This is a genomic window from Brachybacterium sp. JB7 (genome assembly GCF_003335205.1).
Lineage (GTDB): Bacteria > Actinomycetota > Actinomycetes > Actinomycetales > Dermabacteraceae > Brachybacterium > Brachybacterium alimentarium.
Genome location: NZ_QPGN01000001.1, coordinates 315,654 through 334,962 on the forward strand (window position 1 = coordinate 315,654; position 19,309 = coordinate 334,962).

Here is a 19,309-nt window from a genome sequence, read left to right on the forward strand (position 1 = left end):
ATCCGGGGTGCCACGAGCGTCCCGTGGCACCCCGGTTCCCCGGTCTCGCGGACGCTCGTCGAGAGCCCCGTCGACCCTGTCCGCACTCAGGCGTACTGCCTGCGCAGCTGCTCGACGTGGGCGCGCAGGCGGTCCGGATCGGGACCGGCGGACAGCAGCCCACGGGAGAGAGAGACCAGCACGTGACCTGCACTTTCTCCGAACACTTCGGCCATGTCGGCAGGTCCTGCGCCCTGGGCTCCGAAGCCCGGTGCGAGCAGCGGGACCGATGGTGCCGCGCGATCCAGCCCGAGCCGCCGGTAGGCGTCGCCGACCGTCGCCCCGACGACGAGACCGACGCTCCCCCACTCCCCCGATGCACCCGCGCCGATCAGTTCGGCGTGTCGCGCGATCTCGAGAGCCACCGGCGTGTCAGAAGCCGTCAGAGCGTGCTGGACCTGGGGTCCGTCGGGATTCGAGGTGAGGGCGAGGACGAAGAGCCCCTTGCCGTGGGCGAGCGCGAGCCGGGCCGCCGGGTCCAGCGAACCTGTCCCCAGATACGGGCTCACGGTGATCGCATCGGCCTCGAGCGGGGCTCCCGGGCGCAGATGCGCGTGGGCGTACGCCTCCATGGTCGAGCCGATGTCCCCGCGCTTGACGTCCAGGATGCTCAGCACTCCGCGCTCCCGGGCCTCGCCCAGAAGCTGCTCGAGGACGGCGACCCCTGCCGAGCCGTGCCGTTCGAAGAAGGCCGACTGCGGCTTGATCGCCGCGACCTGCCCCGCGACCGCGTCCAGGGCGATGCGGGAGAACTCCGCGATCCCGGCAGGGGAGTCCGGCAGGCCCCACGCCTCCAGCAGAGAGGCGTGGGGGTCGATGCCGGCGAGGAGACGTCCGTTCGCCTCGACCGCCTGCCGCAGCCGGCTGCCGAACGGACGCGCCGCCGTGCTGCCGCTCATGCCGTCACGGCGGCCGCGCGGGCCTCCACCAGGCGACGGGTGTGCTCCTGCAGGCTGCCCACCTCGAAGGGCTCGACCGGGCGTGCCTCGATCGCCTGCACCGCGGCCTGGAACTCCTGCAGGGTCGTGATCATCGGCACGTCCATGCTGGTCGCGGCGGCGCGGATCGCGTAGCCGTCGGCCCGGGCGTTCGAGCCCGACGGGGTGTTGAGCACCAGGTCGATGTCCCCGGACTCGATCAGGTCGATCACGCTGGCCCCCTCGCCGTCGGCCTCGGAGGCCTTGCGCAGCACCGTGCAGGGGATCCCGCTGCGGCGCAGCACGCGGCCGGTGCCGGCGGTGGTGAGGACGTCGAAGCCGAGCGCGGCCAGACGGGCAGCCGGCAGCACGACCGCGCGCTTGTCGCGGTCGGCGACCGAGACGAAGACCGCGCCGCTGAGCGGCAGGCCCTGGCCGGAGATCGCCAGCTGGGACTTGGCGAAGGCGAGCGGGAAGGTCGCGTCCAGGCCCATGACCTCTCCGGTCGAGCGCATCTCAGGACCGAGCACCGAGTCCACGGCGCGCCCTTCGCGAGTGCGGAAGCGCTTGAACGGGAGCACCGCCTCCTTCACGGCGATCGGGGAATCATCGGGCAGGTCCGCGCCGTCGCCCTGGTCGGGCAGCACGCCGCGCTCCCGCAGCTCGGCGATGGTCTCCCCCGCCATCAGGCGGGCTGCCGCCCGGGCGAGAGGCACCCCGGTGGCCTTGGCCACGAAGGGCACCGTGCGCGAGGCGCGCGGGTTGGCCTCGAGGACGTACAGGGTGCCCTGGGAGAGCGCGTACTGGACGTTGAGGAGCCCACGCACGCCCACGCCCGCGGCGATCCCGAGGGTGGAGGTGCGGATACGGTCCATGACCGCGTCCGAGAGGGTGACCGGCGGCAGGGTGCACGCGGAGTCACCGGAGTGGATGCCCGCCTCCTCGATGTGCTCCATGACGCCGCCGAGGTAGAGGTCCGTCCCGTCGTACAGGGCGTCCACGTCGATCTCGATCGCGGTGTCCAGGAAGCGGTCGATGAGGATGGGCGCCTCGGCGCGGCCGCCGTCGGGCAGGTTGCGGCTCACGTAGTCGACCAGACCGTCCTGGTCGTAGACGATCTCCATGCCGCGTCCGCCGAGCACGTAGCTCGGACGCACGAGCACCGGGTAGCCGACGCTCGCGGCAACCTCCGTCGCGTCCGCGAGGCCCCAGGCGGTGCCGTAGGGCGGGGCGGGGAGATCGGCGTCGGCGAGCACCGCACCGAAGTGGCCGCGGTCCTCGGCGAGATCGATCGCCGAGGGGCTGGTGCCGATGATCGGCAGGCCGGCCTCCTCGAGGCGGCGGGCGAGCGACAACGGGGTCTGGCCGCCGAGCTGGACGATGATGCCGGCCACGGGACCGGCGGCCTTCTCCGCCTCGTACACCTCGACGACGTCCTCGAAGGTGAGGGGCTCGAAGTAGAGCCGATCCGCGATGTCGTAGTCGGTCGAGACCGTCTCGGGGTTGCAGTTGATCATCACGGTCTCGTAGCCGCCGCCGGGGAGGTCCCGATCGCCGAGCGCGAGCGCCGCATGCACGCACGAGTAGTCGAACTCGATGCCCTGGCCGATGCGGTTGGGGCCGGAGCCGAGGATCAGGATGGCCGGGCGCTCGCGCGGCTCGACCTCGGTCTCCTGGTCGTAGGTCGAGTAGTGATACGGGGTCCGCGACACGAATTCTGCCGCGCAGGTGTCGACCGTCTTGAACACCGGGTTGATGCCCAGCGCCTCACGGACGCCCTTGACGACGTCGCCGTGCTGACCGCGCAGGCGGCCGATCTGGTCGTCGGAGAGCCCATGGCGCTTGGCCAGCGCGAGCAGCTCTCCGTCCAGCACCTCGGAGGTGCGGATCTCGGCAGCGATCTCCGCGACCATCAGCATCTGGTCCAGGAACCAGCGGTCGATCCAGGTGGCCTCCACCAGACGGTCGAGAGTCTCCGCGGGGTCCACGACGCCCTCGGCGGCGGCCCACAGGATGCGGGAGATCGTCACCAGGCGGGAGTCGGTCGGGGTGCGCACCTCGTCCAGCAGCTCGGTGATCTCGGTGGCGGTCGGCGGGGTGCCCTCGTAGGTCGGGGCAGCTCCCTTGATGTCCAGGGAGCGCTGGGCCTTGCCGAGGGCCTCGGTGAAGTTGCGGCCCATGGCCATCGCCTCGCCGACGCTCTTCATGGTGGTGGTGAGGGTCGGATCCGCCGCCGGGAACTTCTCGAAGGCGAAGCGCGGCACCTTCACGACGACGTAGTCGAGCGCGGGCTCGAAGCTGGCCGGGGTGGTGCCGGTGATGTCGTTGCGGATCTCGTCGAGCGAATAGCCGATGGCCAGCCGCGCGGCGATCTTCGCGATCGGGAAGCCGGTGGCCTTGGAGGCCAGCGCCGAGGAGCGGGAGACGCGCGGATTCATCTCGATCACGACGATGCGGCCCGTCTCGGGGTGCGTCGCGAACTGCACGTTGCAGCCGCCGGTGTCGACCCCGACCTCGCGGATGATGCCGATGCCGAGGTCGCGCATCTTCTGCATCTCGACGTCGGTGAGGGTGAGCGCCGGTGCGACGGTGACCGAGTCGCCGGTGTGGACGCCGACGGCATCGACGTTCTCGATCGAGCAGACGACCACGCAGTTGTCGTTGCGGTCGCGCATCAGTTCGAGCTCGAACTCCTTCCAGCCCAGGATCGACTCCTCCAGGAGCACCTCGGTGGTCGGCGAGTAGTGGAGGCCGTCGCCTCCGATGCGGCGCAGGTCCTGCTCGTCGTAGGCCATGCCGGAGCCGAGCCCGCCCATGGTGAAGCTGGGACGCACGACCATCGGGTAGCCGAGCTCCTCGGCACCTTCGAGCAGGTCGTCCATGGTGTGGCAGATCTTCGAGCGGGCCGATTCGCCGCCCACGCGGTCCACGACCTCCTTGAACAGCTGGCGATCCTCGGCCTTGTTGATCGCCTCGAGGCTCGCACCGATCATCTCGACGCCGAACTCCTCGAGCGTGCCGTTCCCGGAGAGGGCGATCGCGGCGTTCAGGGCGGTCTGGCCGCCCAGGGTCGGCAGCAGCGCGTCGGGACGCTCCGCGGCGATGATCGAGCGGAGGATGTCCGGGTCGATCGGCTCGATGTAGGTGGCATCGGCGATGTCCGGATCGGTCATGATCGTCGCCGGGTTCGAGTTCACGAGGATGACGCGCAGGCCCTCCTCGCGAAGCACCCGGCAGGCCTGGGTGCCGGAGTAGTCGAACTCCGCGGCCTGGCCGATGACGATCGGCCCGGAGCCGATGACGAGGACGGAGGAGATGTCGGGACGACGGGGCATCAGGACTCCTTCTGCGAGGACGGGAGGGTGGAGGAGGCGGGTGCAGCGGATCCGCTGCGACGCTCCCTCACCAGGTCCACGAGACGATCGAAGAGGTAGGAGGCGTCGTGCGGTCCGCCGGCGGCCTCGGGGTGGTACTGGACGGAGTAGGCGGGACGGTCGAGGCAGCGGATGCCCTCGACCACGTCGTCGTTCAGGCCGACGTGGGTGACCGTGACACGGCCGTAGCGGCCGCCGTCGTGCGGCGCGGTGTGCTCGCCGTCCAGAGGGACGTCGAGCGCGAAGCCGTGGTTGTGGGCAGTGATCTCGACCTTGCCGGTCTCGCGGTCCATCACGGGCTGGTTGATGCCGCGGTGGCCGAACTTCAGCTTGTAGGTGTCGAACCCGAGGGCCCGGCCCAGCAGCTGGTTGCCGAAGCAGATCCCGAAGAACGGCAGGTCCGCGTCCAGGACGCCGCGCAGCAGCTCGACCTGGTCGTCGGCGGCGGCGGGGTCGCCCGGGCCGTTGGAGAAGAAGACGGCGTCGGGCTCGACGGCCAGCAACTCCTCCAGCGTGGAGGTGGCCGGCAGCAGGTGGACCCGCAGACCGCGCGAGAGCATGCTGCGCGGGGACGCCCCCTTGATGCCGAGGTCGACGGCGGCGACGGTCCCGACGGCCTCGCCCTCGGGCTCGAGCACGACCGGCTGGGCGATGGTCACCTCCTCGACGAAGCTGGATCCGCTCATGGTGGGCTGCTCACGCACCAGGGACACGAGGTCCGCCTCGGTGGCCTCCAGCGCATCTCCGGAGAAGATCCCGCCGCGCATCGAGCCGGCATCGCGCAGGTGCCGGGTGAGCATGCGGGTGTCGATGTCGGAGATGCCGACCACCTCACTGCTGAGCAGGAGCTCGTCCAGGGACTGCTCGGAGCGCCAGCTGGAGGTGATGCGGCTGGCGTCGCGCACCGCGTAGCCGCGCACCCAGACCTTCCGGGACTCCATGTCCTCGGCGTTGGCGCCGGTGTTGCCGATGTGCGGCGCGGTCTGCACGACGATCTGGCCGGCGTACGACGGGTCCGAGAGCGTCTCCTGGTAACCGGTCATCCCAGTGGTGAAGACGACTTCTCCGCGTCGCGCGCCGCGGGCTCCGTACGCGCTGCCGCGCAGGACGGTGCCGTCCTCGAGGACCAGCAGCGCGGGGTCGCGCCGGGCACGGGAGGGCGGACGAGTGGACGTGGACGCCTGGTGCGGGGCAGAGGCTGTCATGGGTGCTCCTTCCGGGAGAGCAGCAGATCGTGGTCCTCACGCCGTGCGAGGCGCAGACCGGTGTCGAGGAGCTGGTCGCCGAGGCGCCAGCGGAGGATGAGGATGCCGTCGCCGCCCACGAACTTCCCGGCCATTCCGGGCCCGGCGGTGATCTCGGAGACTGCATCGGCGGGGATGGTCAGGGGACGAGCGCCCTCGCGCAGGATGTGCCAGGTGCCGGCGGACCCGATGCTGACTCGGGCGGAGGCCCGCTGCCCCAGCGTGTGGGCGACGACCCGTTCGAGCGGCTGCTGCGCGAGCACGGTGCTCACGTAGACGGCCTGGAGCGGACCGATCGTCGTGGTCTCGCCGAGCTCCTCGAGCGCGGCGGTCGTCGGTGCGGGCAGGTGCTGCTGGGAGCGCCCTCGCCGTCGCCATCCCCAGGCCATGAGGGCGAGCACCAGCAGGAAGAGCGCGACCAGCGCGAGAACCGGTCCGAGCTCGGCCATCAGTGCTCCACCACGGCGCCGTCGCGCACCGTGGGCCGCCCCCCGAGGAGCGTCAGCCGGTTCAGGCCCGGCAGCTCGAGTCCGGCGAACGGGGAGTTGCGGCCGCGGGAGGAGTGCTCCGCCGGGTCGGTGGTCCGGACCGGACGCGGGTCCCAGACCAGCACGTGAGCCGGGGCCCCGGCGGCGAGCTGCTGCCCCTGGTCCTCGTCGCGGCCGATCTCGGCGGGTCTCTCGGAGAGCACCCTGGCGACCTCGCGCCAGCTGAGACGGCCTTCGTCGACCATCGTGCGCTGCACCAGCGCGAGGGCGGTCTCCAGCCCGGTCATGCCCATCGCGGCCTGATCCCACTCGCGGTCCTTCGCGTCACGGGGGTGCGGAGCGTGATCCGTGGCGACGATGTCGATGGTGCCGTCGGCGAGACCCTCGCGCACGGCCTCGACGTCCGCGGCGGTGCGCAGCGGCGGGTTCACCTTGTACACGGCGTCGAAGTCGCGGACGTTCTCGTCGGTCAGCAGCAGATGGTGCGGGGTGACCTCGGCCGTGACAGCGATGCCGCGCTGCTTGGCCCAGCGCACGATGTCGACGCTCCCTGCGGTGGAGAGGTGGCAGACGTGCAGGCGAGACCCGACGTGCTGCGCGAGCAGCACGTCACGGGCGATGATCGACTCCTCGGCGACCGCAGGCCAGCCGGCGAGGCCGAGCTCCGCGGAGACGACGCCCTCGTGCATCTGGGCGCCCTCCGTCAGGCGAGGGTCCTGGGCGTGCTGGGCGATGACGCCGTCGAACGACTTCACGTACTCCAGCGCCCGGCGCATCAGCACCGGGTCGTGCACGCACTTGCCGTCGTCGCTGAACACACGGACCTTCGCTCGCGAGTTCGCCATCGCATCGAGCTCGGCGAGCCGCTCGCCGGCCAGGCCCACCGTCACCGCGCCGACGGGGCGCACGGAGCACCAGCCGGAGGACTCGCCGCGGCGCGCCACCTGTTCGACGACGCCGGCGGTGTCGGCGACCGGCGTGGTGTTGGCCATGGCGTGCACGGCGGTGAAGCCGCCGCGGGCCGCGGCACGGGTGCCGGACTCGATGGTCTCCGCCTCCTCGCCTCCGGGCTCGCGCAGATGGGTGTGGAGGTCCACGAGTCCGGGCAGCACGATGCAGCCGTCGGCGTCCACGATCTCGGCCTCGGCGGGGGCCTCGAGGGACGTGCCGACGGCCTCGATGCGGCCCTTGACGACCAGGACGTCCTGGACGTCCTCGCCGTAGGGGCGCCCGCCCCGGATCAGGAGCGGCGCGTGATCGGTCGCCAGCGGCGGTGCGGTCTGGTCAGCGGTCATCGGAGGCCCTCCCGGGAATCGGTGGCGAGCAGGTGGTAGAGGACGGCCATCCGCACGAACACGCCGGAGGCGACCTGCTCGACGATGACGCTGCGCGGGGAGTCGGCGACGTCCCCGGCGATCTCGAACCCGCGGTTCATGGGGCCGGGGTGCAGGACGATCGCGTGGTCGGGCAGGGCCGCGGCCCGAGCGGTGGTGAGCCCGTAGCGACGCGAGTACTCCCCGGCCGTGGGGAAGAACCCTCCCCCGACCATGCGCTCTCTCTGGACGCGCAGCATCATGACCGCGTCGGGCCCGGTGGCGAGGGCCTCGTCGAGGTCGTACGTGATCCGGCAGGGCCATGCCGCGGCGCCCACGGGCACCAGGGCCGGCGGGGCGACCAGGGTGACGCGTGCGCCGAGCAGCGTCAGCAGCAGCACGTTGGAGCGCGCCACCCGCGAGTGCAGGACGTCCCCGACGATGACGACGTGGAGTCCGTCGAGCCCGGCGGTCAGGTCGCCAGGGCGCAGATGCCGGCGCAGGGTGAAGGCGTCCAGCATCGCCTGGGTGGGGTGCTCGTGGGCGCCGTCCCCGGCGTTCACGATCGGCTGGTCGATCCAGCCGGCATGGGCCAGCAGGTGGGCGGCGCCGGAGGATCCGGAGCGCACCACCACGGCGTCGGCGCCCATGGCCTGGAGCGTCAGCGCGGTGTCCTTGAGCGACTCCCCCTTGGAGACGCTCGACCCCTTGGCGGAGAAGTTGATGACATCGGCCGAGAGCCGCTTGGCCGCCGCCTCGAAGCTGATCCGCGTGCGAGTGGAGTCCTCGAAGAAGAGGTTCACGACGGTCGTGCCCACGAGGGTGGGCAGCTTGCGGATCGAGCGGGACTGGGTCTCGGCCATGTGCTCGGCGGTCGCGAGGACGGCGATGGCCTCCTCACGGTCGAGGTCGGCGATCGAGATGAAGTGCCTCATGCTCGGTCCTCCCCTGCCGTGGGACGGACGATGTCGACCGCATCCGCACCGTCGGTCTCCATCAGCTGGACGTGCACCCGCTCGCTGCGCGAGGTGGGGAGGTTCTTGCCCACGTGGTCGGCCCGGATCGGCAGCTGCCGATGACCGCGGTCCACCAGCACCGCCAGCCGCACCGCGGCGGGGCGCCCGATCGCGCCGAGCGCGTCGAGAGCGGCACGGATGGTGCGGCCCGAATAGAGGACGTCGTCGACGAGCACCACGGTGCGGCCGTCGATGCCGTCACGGGGGATGCGCGTGGGGCTCGGGGCCCGGGTCGGATTGTGCCGGAGGTCGTCGCGGTACATCGTGATGTCCAGCGAGCCGGCGAGCTGGTCCAGCGGGCGGTCATCGCCCTCGGCCCGGGCGATCTGGATCGCGAGGCGTTCGGCCAGCGGGACCCCGCGGTGCGGGATACCGAGCAGGACGAGGTCATCGGCACCGTGGCCGCTCTCGAGGATCTCGTGGGCGATCCGGGTCAGGGCCCGACGGATCTCCTCCGCGCCGAGAACGCGTGAGGTCTCCGCGGCGGTGTCGCCCGGATCTGCTCCTGCTGAAGGAGGTGCGTCATGCATGGGTATCTCCCTTCCACGCCTCACAGGACGTGTCGTTAAAGGGTATGGATGCTCGTCTCCGAGCGCAGCCGATCCTACTCGGCCGTCGTGCGGTGCTGTGTCGGTGCCCGCCCTTCGGGACGGGGGTCCGGTGCCGTCCCGCTCCCGCGCCGGTTCACGCGCCGCGGGGGCCGGTGGTGGGAGAGGTCGAGACGATCGGGTGCAGCTTCACCCGGGCGGTCAGGACAGCAGGCCTCGCACGTCGGCCAGGCGCTGCAGGAGCCCGTTGACGAATCGGGGCGAATCGTCGGTCGAGAGGACCTCGGCGATCTTCGTGTACTCGCCGATGATCGCGCCGCGCGGGGACTCGTCCGAGCCGTAGAGCACCTCGGCGCTGCCCAGGCGCAGGATCGCGCGGTCCACCGCGGGCATGCGGTGCAGCGGCCAGTCCCGGGAGTGCGTGGCGAGGTCCTCGTCGATGTCGATCGTATGGGGAGCGTACAGCTCCACCAGGTCGCGGGCCGCCGGAGGCAGCGGGCTCTGGGCGGCCGTGCGCCGCAGGCGCTCCTCGAGCACGTCCAGGACCTCTGCACGCTTGGCGTCGGCCTCGAAGAGCACGTCCACGGCGCGGATGCGGTCGCGCGAGCGCCGATGCAGGCGATCGGTCGCCGCGGGGACCGTCTTCTCGAACTCGACCTCCGCCCCTTCCCGGGTGGGAAGGGGGAGGCCGGTGCCCCGTGGGGCGGGGGAATCGGTCACTTCACGCGCTCGAGGTACTCACCGCTGCGGGTGTCCACCTTGACCTGGTCGCCCTCGTTCAGGAACAGGGGCACCTGGATCTCGCGGCCGGTCGCCAGGCGCGCGGGCTTGGTGCCGCCGCTGGAGCGGTCGCCCTGCAGGCCCGGCTCCGTGAACTCGATCGCCAGGGTCACGGAGGTGGGCAGCTCCACGAACAGGGGCTCGCCCTCGTGGAAGGCCACGACCACGTCCTGGCCCTCGAGCATGAAGTCCTTCGCGCCGCCGACGATCTCGGCGGTGATGTTGGTCTGCTCCCAGTTGGTCGTGTCCATGAAGACGAACATGTCGCCGTCGAGGTACGAGAACTGCATGTCGCGGCGGTCGACCGTCGCGGTCTCGACCTTGAGGCCGGCGTTGAAGGTCTTGTCGACGCCCTTGCCGGACATGACGTTCTTCAGCTTGGTCCGCACGAACGCCGGGCCCTTGCCGGGCTTGACGTGCTGGAACTCGACCACGCTCCAGAGCTGCTTGTCCAGAACGAGGACCATCCCGTTCTTCAGATCATTCGTCGTCGCCATGAGTCTCCTCGGTAGTCGTCGGGGCCAGCCCAGGATAGCGTGCCTCGCCCCGCTGTCCGTGGCGGACCAGCCCGTCAGCGCGCGGACGTGAGGTCGATCATGCTGAGCAGACGGACCGCGAGCGGATGCGCGGCGCTCTCCTCGCGCCACCCGCTGGTCTTCACCGCCCGGGAGACGGTCTGCTGGGTGACGCCGAGGCGCTCGGCGAGCTGGCTCTGCGTAGCGCCGGGGTCCTCCCGGAGTGCGCGGACGGCCTGCCACTGGCCCCGGTTCCGGGTCCGCACCATCCATCCGATCAGGCACAGCACGGCCTCGACGTCCTGTGCGGTCTCCGCGTGACGCTCATCGGCCGCCCGCACCACCACCGGAACACTGGTCGACGCCCTCTGCCGTCGGGCCGACCGCGCCGCCTCCGCCGCGGCCTCGACCGCTGGTCCGTCGATCTCACGGACGGAGGCCGGCAGCGGTGCGCGGACGGCCCCGATGCCGAGCCCGATCTGCCAGTCCCCCTCCTCCCGGGCGCGCAGCAGGGCGTCGAGGGCGGCGTCGGCCCGCGACGCGAGCGCGAGCACCTCGGGACCGGCGGTGCGCTCGGCGGGTCGGGCGAGCGCCACTCCCCCGAGCGCGTCGAGCAGAGCCGGGACGGGATCGGCACCGCTGTCGGCAGCGCGCACGGAGGCGCCTGACAGGGACAGGACGAACATGGACGGCCACCACCTCGTGCCGGCGCGTCGGCGCCGACGTCACGATCGCACAGGAATCAGCCGATTCCCGCTGTGCGACACAGTACAGCGGAATAACGGCGATAGTCGGTGCCGTCGACGGTCCGACCGCTCAGGCGAGCTCGATGAGCTCCTGGTACTCCGCGTTCCAGAGGTCCTCGACGGCGTCGGGCATCATCAGCACGCGCTCCGGGGAGAGCGACTCGACGGCGCCGGGGTCGTGGGAGACCAGCACGACGGCGCCCTCGAAGGCTGCGAGGGCACCGAGGATCTCCTCACGGCTGGCCGGGTCGAGGTTGTTCGTGGGCTCATCGAGCAGCAGCACGTTCGCGCTGGAGACCACGAGGGTCGCGAGCGCGAGGCGCGTCTTCTCCCCGCCGGAGAGCACGCGGGTGGGCTTGTGGACGTCGTCCCCCGTGAACAGGAAGGAGCCGAGGATCTTGCGGGCCTCGACCTCCGGCAGCTCGTAGGCCGCGGTCATCATGTTCTCCAGCACGGTCCGCTCGAGGTCGAGGGTCTCGTGCTCCTGCGCGTAGTAGCCCACGCGCAGTCCGTGTCCCGGCAGGATGCCGCCGGTGTCTGAGTCATCGACCCCTGCGAGGATGCGCAGCAGGGTGGTCTTTCCCGCACCGTTCAGCCCGAGGATGACCACTTTCGACCCACGGTCGATGGCGAGATCCACCCCGGTGAAGATCTCGAGGCTGCCGTAGGACTTCGAGAGGTCCTTGGCCATCAGCGGGGTCTTGCCGCAGGGAGCGGGCTTGGGGAAGCGCAGCGAGGCCACGCGATCCTTCTGCCGCTCCCCCTCCACGCCGTCGAGCATCCGCTCGGCGCGCTTGAGCATGTTCTGCGCGGCGACGGCCTTGGTGGCCTTCGCCCGCATCTTCTCCGCCTGGGCCGTCAGCGTCGACGCCTTCTTCTCGGCGTTCATGCGCTCGCGCTTGCGACGCTTCTCATCGTCGTCGCGCTGGCGCTGGTACAGCTTCCAGCCCATGTTGTAGATGTCGATCTCGGCCCGATTGGCGTCGAGGTAGAACACCTTGTTCACGACGGTCTCGGTGACCTGGACGTCATGGCTGATGATGATCAGCCCTCCGCGGTAGCTCAGGAGGTAGTCGCGCAGCCACACGATCGAGTCATGATCGAGGTGGTTGGTGGGTTCGTCGAGGATCATCGTGGAGGCCTGAGAGAACAGAATGCGGGCCAGCTCCACGCGACGGCGCTGACCGCCGGAGAGGGTGCCGAGCTCCTGCTCGAGGATCCGGTTGGGCAGGCCCAGGTTCGCGGCCATGCGCTTGGCCTCGGACTCCGCCGCATATCCGCCGACGGCGTCGAGCTCCGCCTCCAGGCGCGGGTAACGGTCCATCGCCTTCTCCCGCTTCGCCTCGGACAGGCTCATGTCGCCCATCTCCTCCTCGGCGCGACGCAGCCGGTTCAGCACGCCGTCCAGCCCGCGGGCGGAGAGGATCCGTGAGATGACGAGCTCGTCGTCCTCGCCGCTGTGGGTGTCCTGCGGGAGATAGCCCAGCTCCCCGGTGACCTCGACAGAGCCCTCGGACGGCTGCAGGGTCCCGGAGAGGACCTTCGTCAGCGTCGTCTTGCCGGCGCCGTTGCGGCCCACCAGGCCCACTCTGTCCCCTGCGGTGATCTGGAAGGAGACGTCACTCATGAGCAGCCGGGCACCGACTCGGATGGCGAGGTCGTGCACGGTGATCACAGGATCAGACTCCTTGGGGGTCGAGAGGGCGGGCACGGGCCCGCAGGCGGTGGGAACCCCGGCCCGGACAGGATCCGGGCAGGGGCCGGATCGAGTCTAGGTGCGCGCGAACCCGTCGGCCTCAGAATTTCCGCGCGCGGTGCGGTGAACCACACTCCGAGCCCTCCTGCTCGGCGCGCGCTTTCGTCTCCCCGGCCCCGCGCCGACGCCCTCCCCGGCTCGAGTCGTGCCGACACGTGCCGCTCCGTCTCCGTGGACCCGCCATCGGCCGTCCGTCGGTGACATGCTGGTCCCGAGCGGCCGCATGAGGCGGCCGAGCGTCGAGGCAAGGAGGCTTCTGGATGCGCATCGGGGTGCCCAAGGAGATCAAGAACAACGAGAACCGCGTGGGGCTGACCGCCGCCGGGGTCCACGAGCTCGCCGTGCGCGGGCACGACGTGGTGGTCGAGTCGGGGGCGGGGAGCAGGGCGCGCATCAGCGACGAGGACTATCGCGCCGCCGATGCCCGGGTCCTGGATTCCGCGGACGAGATCTGGGAGCAGGCCGAGCTGATCGTCAAGGTGAAGGAGCCGCTCGCCGCTGAGTACGGACGGATGCGGCGCGGCCAGGTGCTGCTGACCTATCTGCATCTCGCCGCCGACGCAGACCTCACCGAAGCGCTCCTCTCCTCCGGCGTCACGTCGATCGCCTACGAGACCGTCCAGCTGCCCAGCCGCGCTCTGCCGCTGCTCGCGCCCATGAGCATGATCGCCGGGCGGCTGGCCACCCAGGTGGCCGCGTATCACCTGATGGCCCCGCTGGGCGGATCGGGGGTGCTGATGGGAGGAGTCCCCGGCACCGACCAGGCGAACGTGCTGATCCTCGGCGGCGGCATGGTCGGTGAGCAGGCAGCGGTGATGGCTCATGGGCTGCACGCGAACGTCACCGTCATGGATCTCGACGTCACCCGCTTGGGACAGATCGCCACGATGCACCACGGCGGCATCCTCACCCGCTATTCGACGACCCTCGAGCTGGCCGAGCAGATCCGTGAGGCCGACGTGGTGGTCGGTTCGGTCCTGGTCCCCGGGAAGCGCGCACCCAAGCTGGTCACCGACGAGATGGTCGCGACCATGAAGCCGGGCTCTGTGCTCGTGGACGTCGCCATCGACCAGGGCGGCTGTTTCGAGGGCTCCCGCCCGACGACCCACGACGACCCGACCTTCGCCGTGCACGACTCGGTCTACTACTGCGTCGCCAACATGCCCGGTTCGGTGCCGGTCACCGCCACCTCGGCGCTCACCAACGCCACGCTCCCCTACGTGCTGAAGGTCGCTGATGCCGGCTGGCGCGACGCGCTCCGCGCCGATGAAGCGCTCGCGAAGGGTCTGCACACCCACGAGGGTGCGCTCACCCACGCCGGGACCGGCGAGGCCCACGGACTCGAGGTGACGCCCGCCCAGCAGGTCATCGGCTGAACGGCGGCGAGGTCGCACCAACTCAGCCGCGCATCCGCGCAGGCGAGCTGCTCCGTCCCCTCGATCCCGTTGCGCCTCCCCGCCCAGCGGCTTTGCAGACGGCCATGTGCTGCACACGCACGACGACGGGCCCCGGGATCATCCCGGGGCCCGTCGTCGTGCACGGCCTGAGGCCATCGCCCCGCGCAAACGGCGGAGCGTCGACGAGGTCGATCAGAGGTTGAAGCCGATCGCGCGCAGCTGCTCGCGGCCGTCCTCGGTGATCTTCTCCATGCCCCACGGGGGCATCCACACCCAGTTGCTATCCCACCGATGCCCACTCAATGACTCGAGAACGGGGGCGTGACCTGCAGCTTCTCTGCGACACGCTCACCAGGCTGGCGCAAATTACGCACAAAACTGGCTCTTCGCAGATGAGGGTGTAGCGGTCGGTGGCGGGGTGGGCGCGTCGATGCGGGGATAGACGTCGAGGTCTCCCGATGATGGAAGTTCTGACGCTCGCCATCTGGAAGACCTCGACATGCCCCACGCTACCTTCTCGTCCCCTGATCTCGATGCCTTCTGCGGCCTGGACGGGCTCGGCCTCACAGCCACCGGCCAGCACATCGAGACGGGCCAGGCAGTTCTGGAGTGCCGGGTCCTCGCGGACGATCAGTGGTGCCATCGCTGCGGCCAGGCCGGAGTTCCTCGCGGCACGGTCCTCAGGACGATCGTGCACGTCCCCCTCGGCTGGCGACCGACGATGCTGCAGGTCAGAGTGCGTCGCTACCGCTGCCCGGACTGCTGCACCGTGTGGCGTCAGGACACCACAGCCGCTGCCGCGTCCCGCACGAAGCTGTCGCGCGACGCGGTCTTCTGGGCACTCAAGAGCGTGGTCATCGACCGGATGTCGATCGCGCGGGTCGCCGAGAACCTCGGCACCGCCTGGCACACCGTGAACGACGCTGTCCTCGAAGCCGGCTCCGAGCTCCTGATCAACGATCCTGCCCGGTTCGAGGGGGTCCGGGTCCTCGGCGTGGACGAGCACGTCTGGTCCCACACCAGAGGCGGTAACAAGTACGTCACCGTGATCATCGACCTGACCCCGGTCCGCGATGGCACCGGAGCCTCGAGGCTGCTGGACATGGTCCCCGGCCGTTCGAAGAAGGTGCTCAAGACCTGGCTCGACCAGCAGGAACAGGGCTTCCGCGACCGGATCGAGACCGTGGCGATGGATGGGTTCACCGGTTTCAAGACCGCCGCTGCGGAAGAGATCCCGCAGGCCGTCGCGGTGATGGATCCGTTCCACGTCGTCGCCCTGGCCGGTGACGCACTGGACCGCTGCCGGCAACGGATCCAGCAGACCACCTGCGGGCATCGTGGCCGATCCGGGGATCCTCTCTACGGGATCCGCCGAGTCCTCCGCACCGGCGCAGACCTCCTGACCGATCGCCAGTGCGGCCGCCTGAGCAGCGTGTTCGCCGCAGACGAGCACGCCGCAGTGGAGGCGACCTGGGGCATCTACCAGCGGATCGTCCAGGCATACCGCAATCCCGATCGCGTTGCCGCCAAGCAGCAACTCACCGCCGTGATCCAGGACCTCGCCGGCAACGTTCCAGCCTCGCTGACCGAGGTCATCACGCTCGGCCGCACTCTGAAACGCCGGGCCGGGGACGTGCTGGCCTACTTCGACCGGCCCGGCACCAGCAACGGCCCAACAGAGGCTATCAATGGCCGCCTCGAGCACCTCCGTGGCACCGCGCTGGGCTTCCGCAACCTCGCCCACTACATCCTCCGATCCCTCCTCGACACCGGCGGATTCAGACCCCTGCTACACCGTCAAATGCGATGAGCCACAAAACTACGCACAATTTCACGGCTCTTCGCGGTTCGTGGTGAATGACCCTGCTGTGGCGGGTATTCACGCTACGGTTCTCGCGGCGCTGGCCAGCAGGATACGGGTGCGGTAGTTCTCGGCGTTGCGGAAGCCGCGGCCGGTGCGTTTGATGTTCTTGATGCCGGTGTTCGCGGCCTCGACGCGGGCGGTGGTCGCGCCGGTGACGATGAGGATCTCGATCGCGTCCCACCAGGTCACGATCGTGTCGTAGAGCTTGGTCGCCTCGGGCATGTTCGCGATCTGGGCGAAGTAGCCCATCCGCATCCGTTCGTCCCAGGCCTGGGCGAGGGTGTCGGTGGCCAGCAGACGGCGGAGCTGCTCCTTGATGCCCCAGGCAGCGGAGAGCTCGTCGGTGGGGTCATCGGTGCGGAACACCGTCTCCAGCCGGTTCCACGCTTTCGGGGTGAGGGTGTCAGCTCCACACAGCAGCAGCATCCGGTGCGCCCAGGCCGGGTCGTCCTTCCGGCCCCGACGACCGTGGTGAGCGCGGGCGAGGCGCTGACGAACGGTGGTGACCATGTCGTTTCCGAGCTTGACGAGGTGGAACTTGTCGACCGAGACCGCGGCGCGGGGCAGGTAGGTCCGCAGTGCTTTACGGAAAGCGGCCGAGGGATCGATCGCGACGATCTCTATCCGCTCCCGCCAGGCGTCAGATCGCTGGGCGAGCCAGTGGCCGACGGCGGTGGAGTCCCGGCCGTCGACGATGCCGAGGACCTGCCCGGTGGCGAGGTCGACCAAGGTCGTCATCCATGGCTCGAACCGTTTCCAGGCACCTTCGTCGGTGCGGAACCAGCGCACCGACCGGTAGCGGTGCTCATCGATGCCCAGGCGCGTTACTGGCACGTCGTCGACGGTGGGCAGGACCACTGCGGCAGCCGCCAGCGCGGCCTGGACCAGCCACCACGAGACGCCATGAGCCCGGGCGACTTCTGAGGCTGCCCGGCCCGAGGTGATCACTGCGGAGACAACCTGATCCCGCAACCGGGTCGTCGAGCGCGCACGGTGCGGGACCTGGTCGGTCGCTTCCCAGAACGTGCGCCGGTCGCAGGCCGGCTCGAGACAGAACCAGCGCCGCTTGGCCCACACCACCTCCACAGCCCCGGCCACGGGGACGTCTCGCACCTTCTGTGACCGGCGGGAGTGGACCTTGGTCGCGCGCACCCCGCACGACGGACATCCGGGCGGGACGGTCGAGGCGATCACCACCCGCCGACCTCCGTCGAGCAGGTCGACAGCGTCTGTGACGCGGTAGTTGGGCAGGTTGAAGATCGTGCTCGCAGCATCTCGCTGCGAACCAGTATTCTCGTGCACAGGCTCGTGGTCCTCTGGGATGTGGCTGTCTAGACAACACCCATCACAGCAGGACCACGGGCCGTTCTACGCCAGCGACGCGACGCTCTCCTTCACCACGAGCCGCGAAGAGCCAATTTCACTGCAATTTCAGCGATGTGCCGGGGCAATATCTCGGTGACCTTGTGGCACCGCGATGGCCACCGCTCACGACCTGACGATGGAGACGGAACATCGGCCGAATCAGCGCACTGCTTGCAGACCCTCGAGGGTGCCTCCAGATCGGGGTCCATCTGTGTCGTCGCGCCGCCTCTCGGCTTCGACTAAGAGACCCTTCGGCTCTGTTGTGGTCGCTTCGGACCGGCCGCACTGGAGCCTGGCCCTAGGAGCCACTCCATGACGAGAACCGTCCGCGACCGCTTCAGCGTCGTGGCCCATCAGGCACCATGACGGCAAGCCACACATCTCAGGGCAACGCGGTTCCGCCCAGTCAGGTCGACGACTTGAAAGCCCTATGACACAGATCGCGTCTTCTTCATCGAACAGACGCATATGGTCAACTCATGGACTGGAGCACCGTGGCCATTTCGGCCCTCATCAGCGCAATCATCAGCACTGGATTCGGTCTGGCGGTCGTCTCGCAGTCCACAGTGCTCCAAATGCGCGCGCAAGCTCGCGAGGAAGCGGTCAGGGAGTTGAGTGCCGTTGCGCGAGGGTGGTGTCATAGCGTCGAAGCAACACTCCCGGTCGGCGGGGGTCTGATCGGTGGAGTGTGCGGATGGCGCGGGTGGGGTTGTCGTTCAGCGACAGGTCGGAGATCTCGACGGCCTCGAAAGCGGGCTGGTCGGTGCGGAGGATCGCCCGTCACCTGGGGCGTTGCCCGTCGGTGATCTCGCGGGAGCTTCACCGGAACTCGACGAAGACCCGCGGCTACCAAGCCGTGACCGCAGACGTCAGAGCGCAGCGTCGGCGGGCTCGCCCGCAGCAGCGGAAGGTCGCGGGGGATCCGGTGCTGCAGGCGAGGGTGGAGGCGGATCTGGCCGCGTCGTGGACGCCGAACGAGATAGCGGGCCGGTTGCGTCTGGAGGCGACAGACCCGACCGTTGAACGCATGGCGAACTCTCCTGACGCACGCGGCCGAACCGTCTCCGGTGAGGCTATCTACCAGTACATCTACGCAATCCCGAAGGGTGAGCTCGCCCGCAAGGGCATCTTCCTGCAGTCCAAGCGGACCAAGCGCCGACCACGTACGACCGGGCGGACGCGCGGTGGCCCAATCGTAGGTATGGTCCCGATCGCGGAGCGAGGTGAGGACGCCGCCCAGCGTCGGGTGCCGGGGCACTGGGAAGGTGACCTGATCATCGGGAAGAACGGCACCTCGTGCGCGGCGACGCTGGTGGAGCGGATGAGCGGGTTCACCGGGCTGCTGGCCCTGCCCTCGAAACACGCCGAGCCAACCGCTGACGCGGTCATCGAGTTTTTCAACGACCTGCCCGAGATGATGAAGGCATCGTTGGCGTGGGACCAGGGCAGCGAGATGGCCCAGCACGCGAAGGTCTCCCTGGCCACGGCGATGCCGGTCTACTTCGCCGATCCCCACTCGCCCTGGCAGAGGCCCAGCAACGAGAACACGAACCGGCTCTACCGGGAGTATCTGCCCAAGGGCACGGTGATCCCCGATCACCAGCCCTACCTCACCACCATCGCCGAGGAGATCAACAATCGACCCCGCCGCCGACTGGGCTATCTCACGCCCACCGAGGCATTCGCTCGACTGCTCGCCGGCGAGCCCCATGTTGCTTCGACGCCTTGACATCGCCGAGACCTCCAGCGTCAGCTTCTACGGCACCAGGACTCGGATAGCCCCAAGGGACTTCGGTCCGAGGAGACGATGGCCATGGACGATCTCTCCGACGCCCATCGAGTCATTGCAGCCTCCTCGGGTCTGGGCCGTAGGCGTCAGCGCCAGGCCATGCTGCTCGCGTGAATCGCCCCGGGTCTGGTGGAGGCTCTGAATCCACGGGAGGATGA

15 protein-coding genes and 1 pseudogene are annotated in these 19,309 nt (G+C 69.7%); 3 read left to right on the forward strand and 13 right to left on the reverse strand.

Going from position 1 to position 19,309, the window contains the following annotated elements:
• Nucleotides 1–86 precede the first annotated feature (86 nt).
• From pyrF to CIK81_RS01450, 11 genes are all read right to left on the reverse strand, one after another.
• Nucleotides 87–938 carry an orotidine-5'-phosphate decarboxylase gene (pyrF, locus tag CIK81_RS01400; protein ID WP_096197800.1) on the reverse strand — a complete coding sequence of 284 codons (852 nt, stop codon included), beginning with the start codon at nucleotides 936–938 and terminating at the stop codon, nucleotides 87–89.
• Nucleotides 935–4,291, reverse strand: coding sequence for a carbamoyl-phosphate synthase large subunit (gene carB / locus CIK81_RS01405; RefSeq protein WP_114307227.1), 3,357 nt, complete (start codon nucleotides 4,289–4,291; stop codon nucleotides 935–937). The genes pyrF and carB overlap by 4 nt, the downstream gene beginning before the upstream one ends.
• Nucleotides 4,291–5,535 carry a glutamine-hydrolyzing carbamoyl-phosphate synthase small subunit gene (carA, locus tag CIK81_RS01410; protein ID WP_096163206.1) on the reverse strand — a complete coding sequence of 415 codons (1,245 nt, stop codon included), beginning with the start codon at nucleotides 5,533–5,535 and terminating at the stop codon, nucleotides 4,291–4,293. Before carA ends, carB begins: the two co-directional genes overlap by 1 nt.
• On the reverse strand, nucleotides 5,532–6,023 hold the full coding sequence (locus CIK81_RS01415; protein ID WP_241963870.1) for a hypothetical protein: 492 nt from the start codon (nucleotides 6,021–6,023) through the stop codon (nucleotides 5,532–5,534). Before CIK81_RS01415 ends, carA begins: the two co-directional genes overlap by 4 nt.
• The gene (locus CIK81_RS01420; protein ID WP_096197802.1) at nucleotides 6,023–7,357 is read right to left on the reverse strand and encodes a dihydroorotase; all 1,335 of its coding nucleotides are present in this window, start codon (nucleotides 7,355–7,357) and stop codon (nucleotides 6,023–6,025) included. The genes CIK81_RS01415 and CIK81_RS01420 overlap by 1 nt, the downstream gene beginning before the upstream one ends.
• Nucleotides 7,354–8,310, reverse strand: coding sequence for an aspartate carbamoyltransferase catalytic subunit (locus CIK81_RS01425; RefSeq protein ID WP_096163208.1), 957 nt, complete (start codon nucleotides 8,308–8,310; stop codon nucleotides 7,354–7,356). Before CIK81_RS01425 ends, CIK81_RS01420 begins: the two co-directional genes overlap by 4 nt.
• On the reverse strand, nucleotides 8,307–8,921 hold the full coding sequence (gene pyrR / locus CIK81_RS01430) for a bifunctional pyr operon transcriptional regulator/uracil phosphoribosyltransferase PyrR (protein ID WP_096163209.1): 615 nt from the start codon (nucleotides 8,919–8,921) through the stop codon (nucleotides 8,307–8,309). Before pyrR ends, CIK81_RS01425 begins: the two co-directional genes overlap by 4 nt.
• Nucleotides 8,922–9,140: 219 nt before the next feature.
• Nucleotides 9,141–9,659, reverse strand: coding sequence for a transcription antitermination factor NusB (gene nusB, locus CIK81_RS01435; protein WP_114355295.1), 519 nt, complete (start codon nucleotides 9,657–9,659; stop codon nucleotides 9,141–9,143).
• Nucleotides 9,656–10,216, reverse strand: a complete 561-nt coding sequence (efp, locus tag CIK81_RS01440) for an elongation factor P (protein WP_096163211.1) — start codon at nucleotides 10,214–10,216, stop codon at nucleotides 9,656–9,658. The genes nusB and efp overlap by 4 nt, the downstream gene beginning before the upstream one ends.
• Nucleotides 10,217–10,290: 74 nt before the next feature.
• A complete protein-coding gene (locus tag CIK81_RS01445; protein WP_096163212.1) occupies nucleotides 10,291–10,920 on the reverse strand; it encodes a helix-turn-helix domain-containing protein in 630 nt (209 codons plus the stop codon).
• A 130-nt stretch (nucleotides 10,921–11,050) separates the two neighbouring features.
• Nucleotides 11,051–12,655: an ABC-F family ATP-binding cassette domain-containing protein gene (locus CIK81_RS01450; protein ID WP_096163213.1), complete on the reverse strand. Its 1,605-nt coding sequence runs from the start codon at nucleotides 12,653–12,655 to the stop codon at nucleotides 11,051–11,053.
• 341 nt (nucleotides 12,656–12,996) lie between these two features.
• On the opposite strand from CIK81_RS01450, the gene ald reads away from it, so the two are divergent.
• A complete protein-coding gene (gene ald, locus CIK81_RS01455) occupies nucleotides 12,997–14,112 on the forward strand; it encodes an alanine dehydrogenase (RefSeq protein ID WP_096163214.1) in 1,116 nt (371 codons plus the stop codon).
• A 213-nt stretch (nucleotides 14,113–14,325) separates the two neighbouring features.
• Here ald and CIK81_RS01460 read toward each other — a convergent pair.
• Nucleotides 14,326–14,412, reverse strand: a pseudogene (locus CIK81_RS01460) (metal-sulfur cluster biosynthetic enzyme); the annotation flags it as partial.
• 220 nt (nucleotides 14,413–14,632) lie between these two features.
• On the opposite strand from CIK81_RS01460, the gene CIK81_RS01465 reads away from it, so the two are divergent.
• Complete coding sequence (locus tag CIK81_RS01465) at nucleotides 14,633–15,943, forward strand: ISL3-like element ISAar39 family transposase (protein WP_114355296.1); 1,311 nt, start codon at nucleotides 14,633–14,635, stop codon at nucleotides 15,941–15,943.
• 69 nt (nucleotides 15,944–16,012) lie between these two features.
• Here CIK81_RS01465 and CIK81_RS01470 read toward each other — a convergent pair whose 3' ends face one another.
• A complete protein-coding gene (locus tag CIK81_RS01470) occupies nucleotides 16,013–17,299 on the reverse strand; it encodes an ISL3 family transposase (protein ID WP_114355297.1) in 1,287 nt (428 codons plus the stop codon).
• 757 nt (nucleotides 17,300–18,056) lie between these two features.
• On the opposite strand from CIK81_RS01470, the gene CIK81_RS01475 reads away from it, so the two are divergent.
• Nucleotides 18,057–19,091: an IS30 family transposase gene (locus CIK81_RS01475; protein WP_096166919.1), complete on the forward strand. Its 1,035-nt coding sequence runs from the start codon at nucleotides 18,057–18,059 to the stop codon at nucleotides 19,089–19,091.
• Nucleotides 19,092–19,309: the final 218 nt, after the last annotated feature.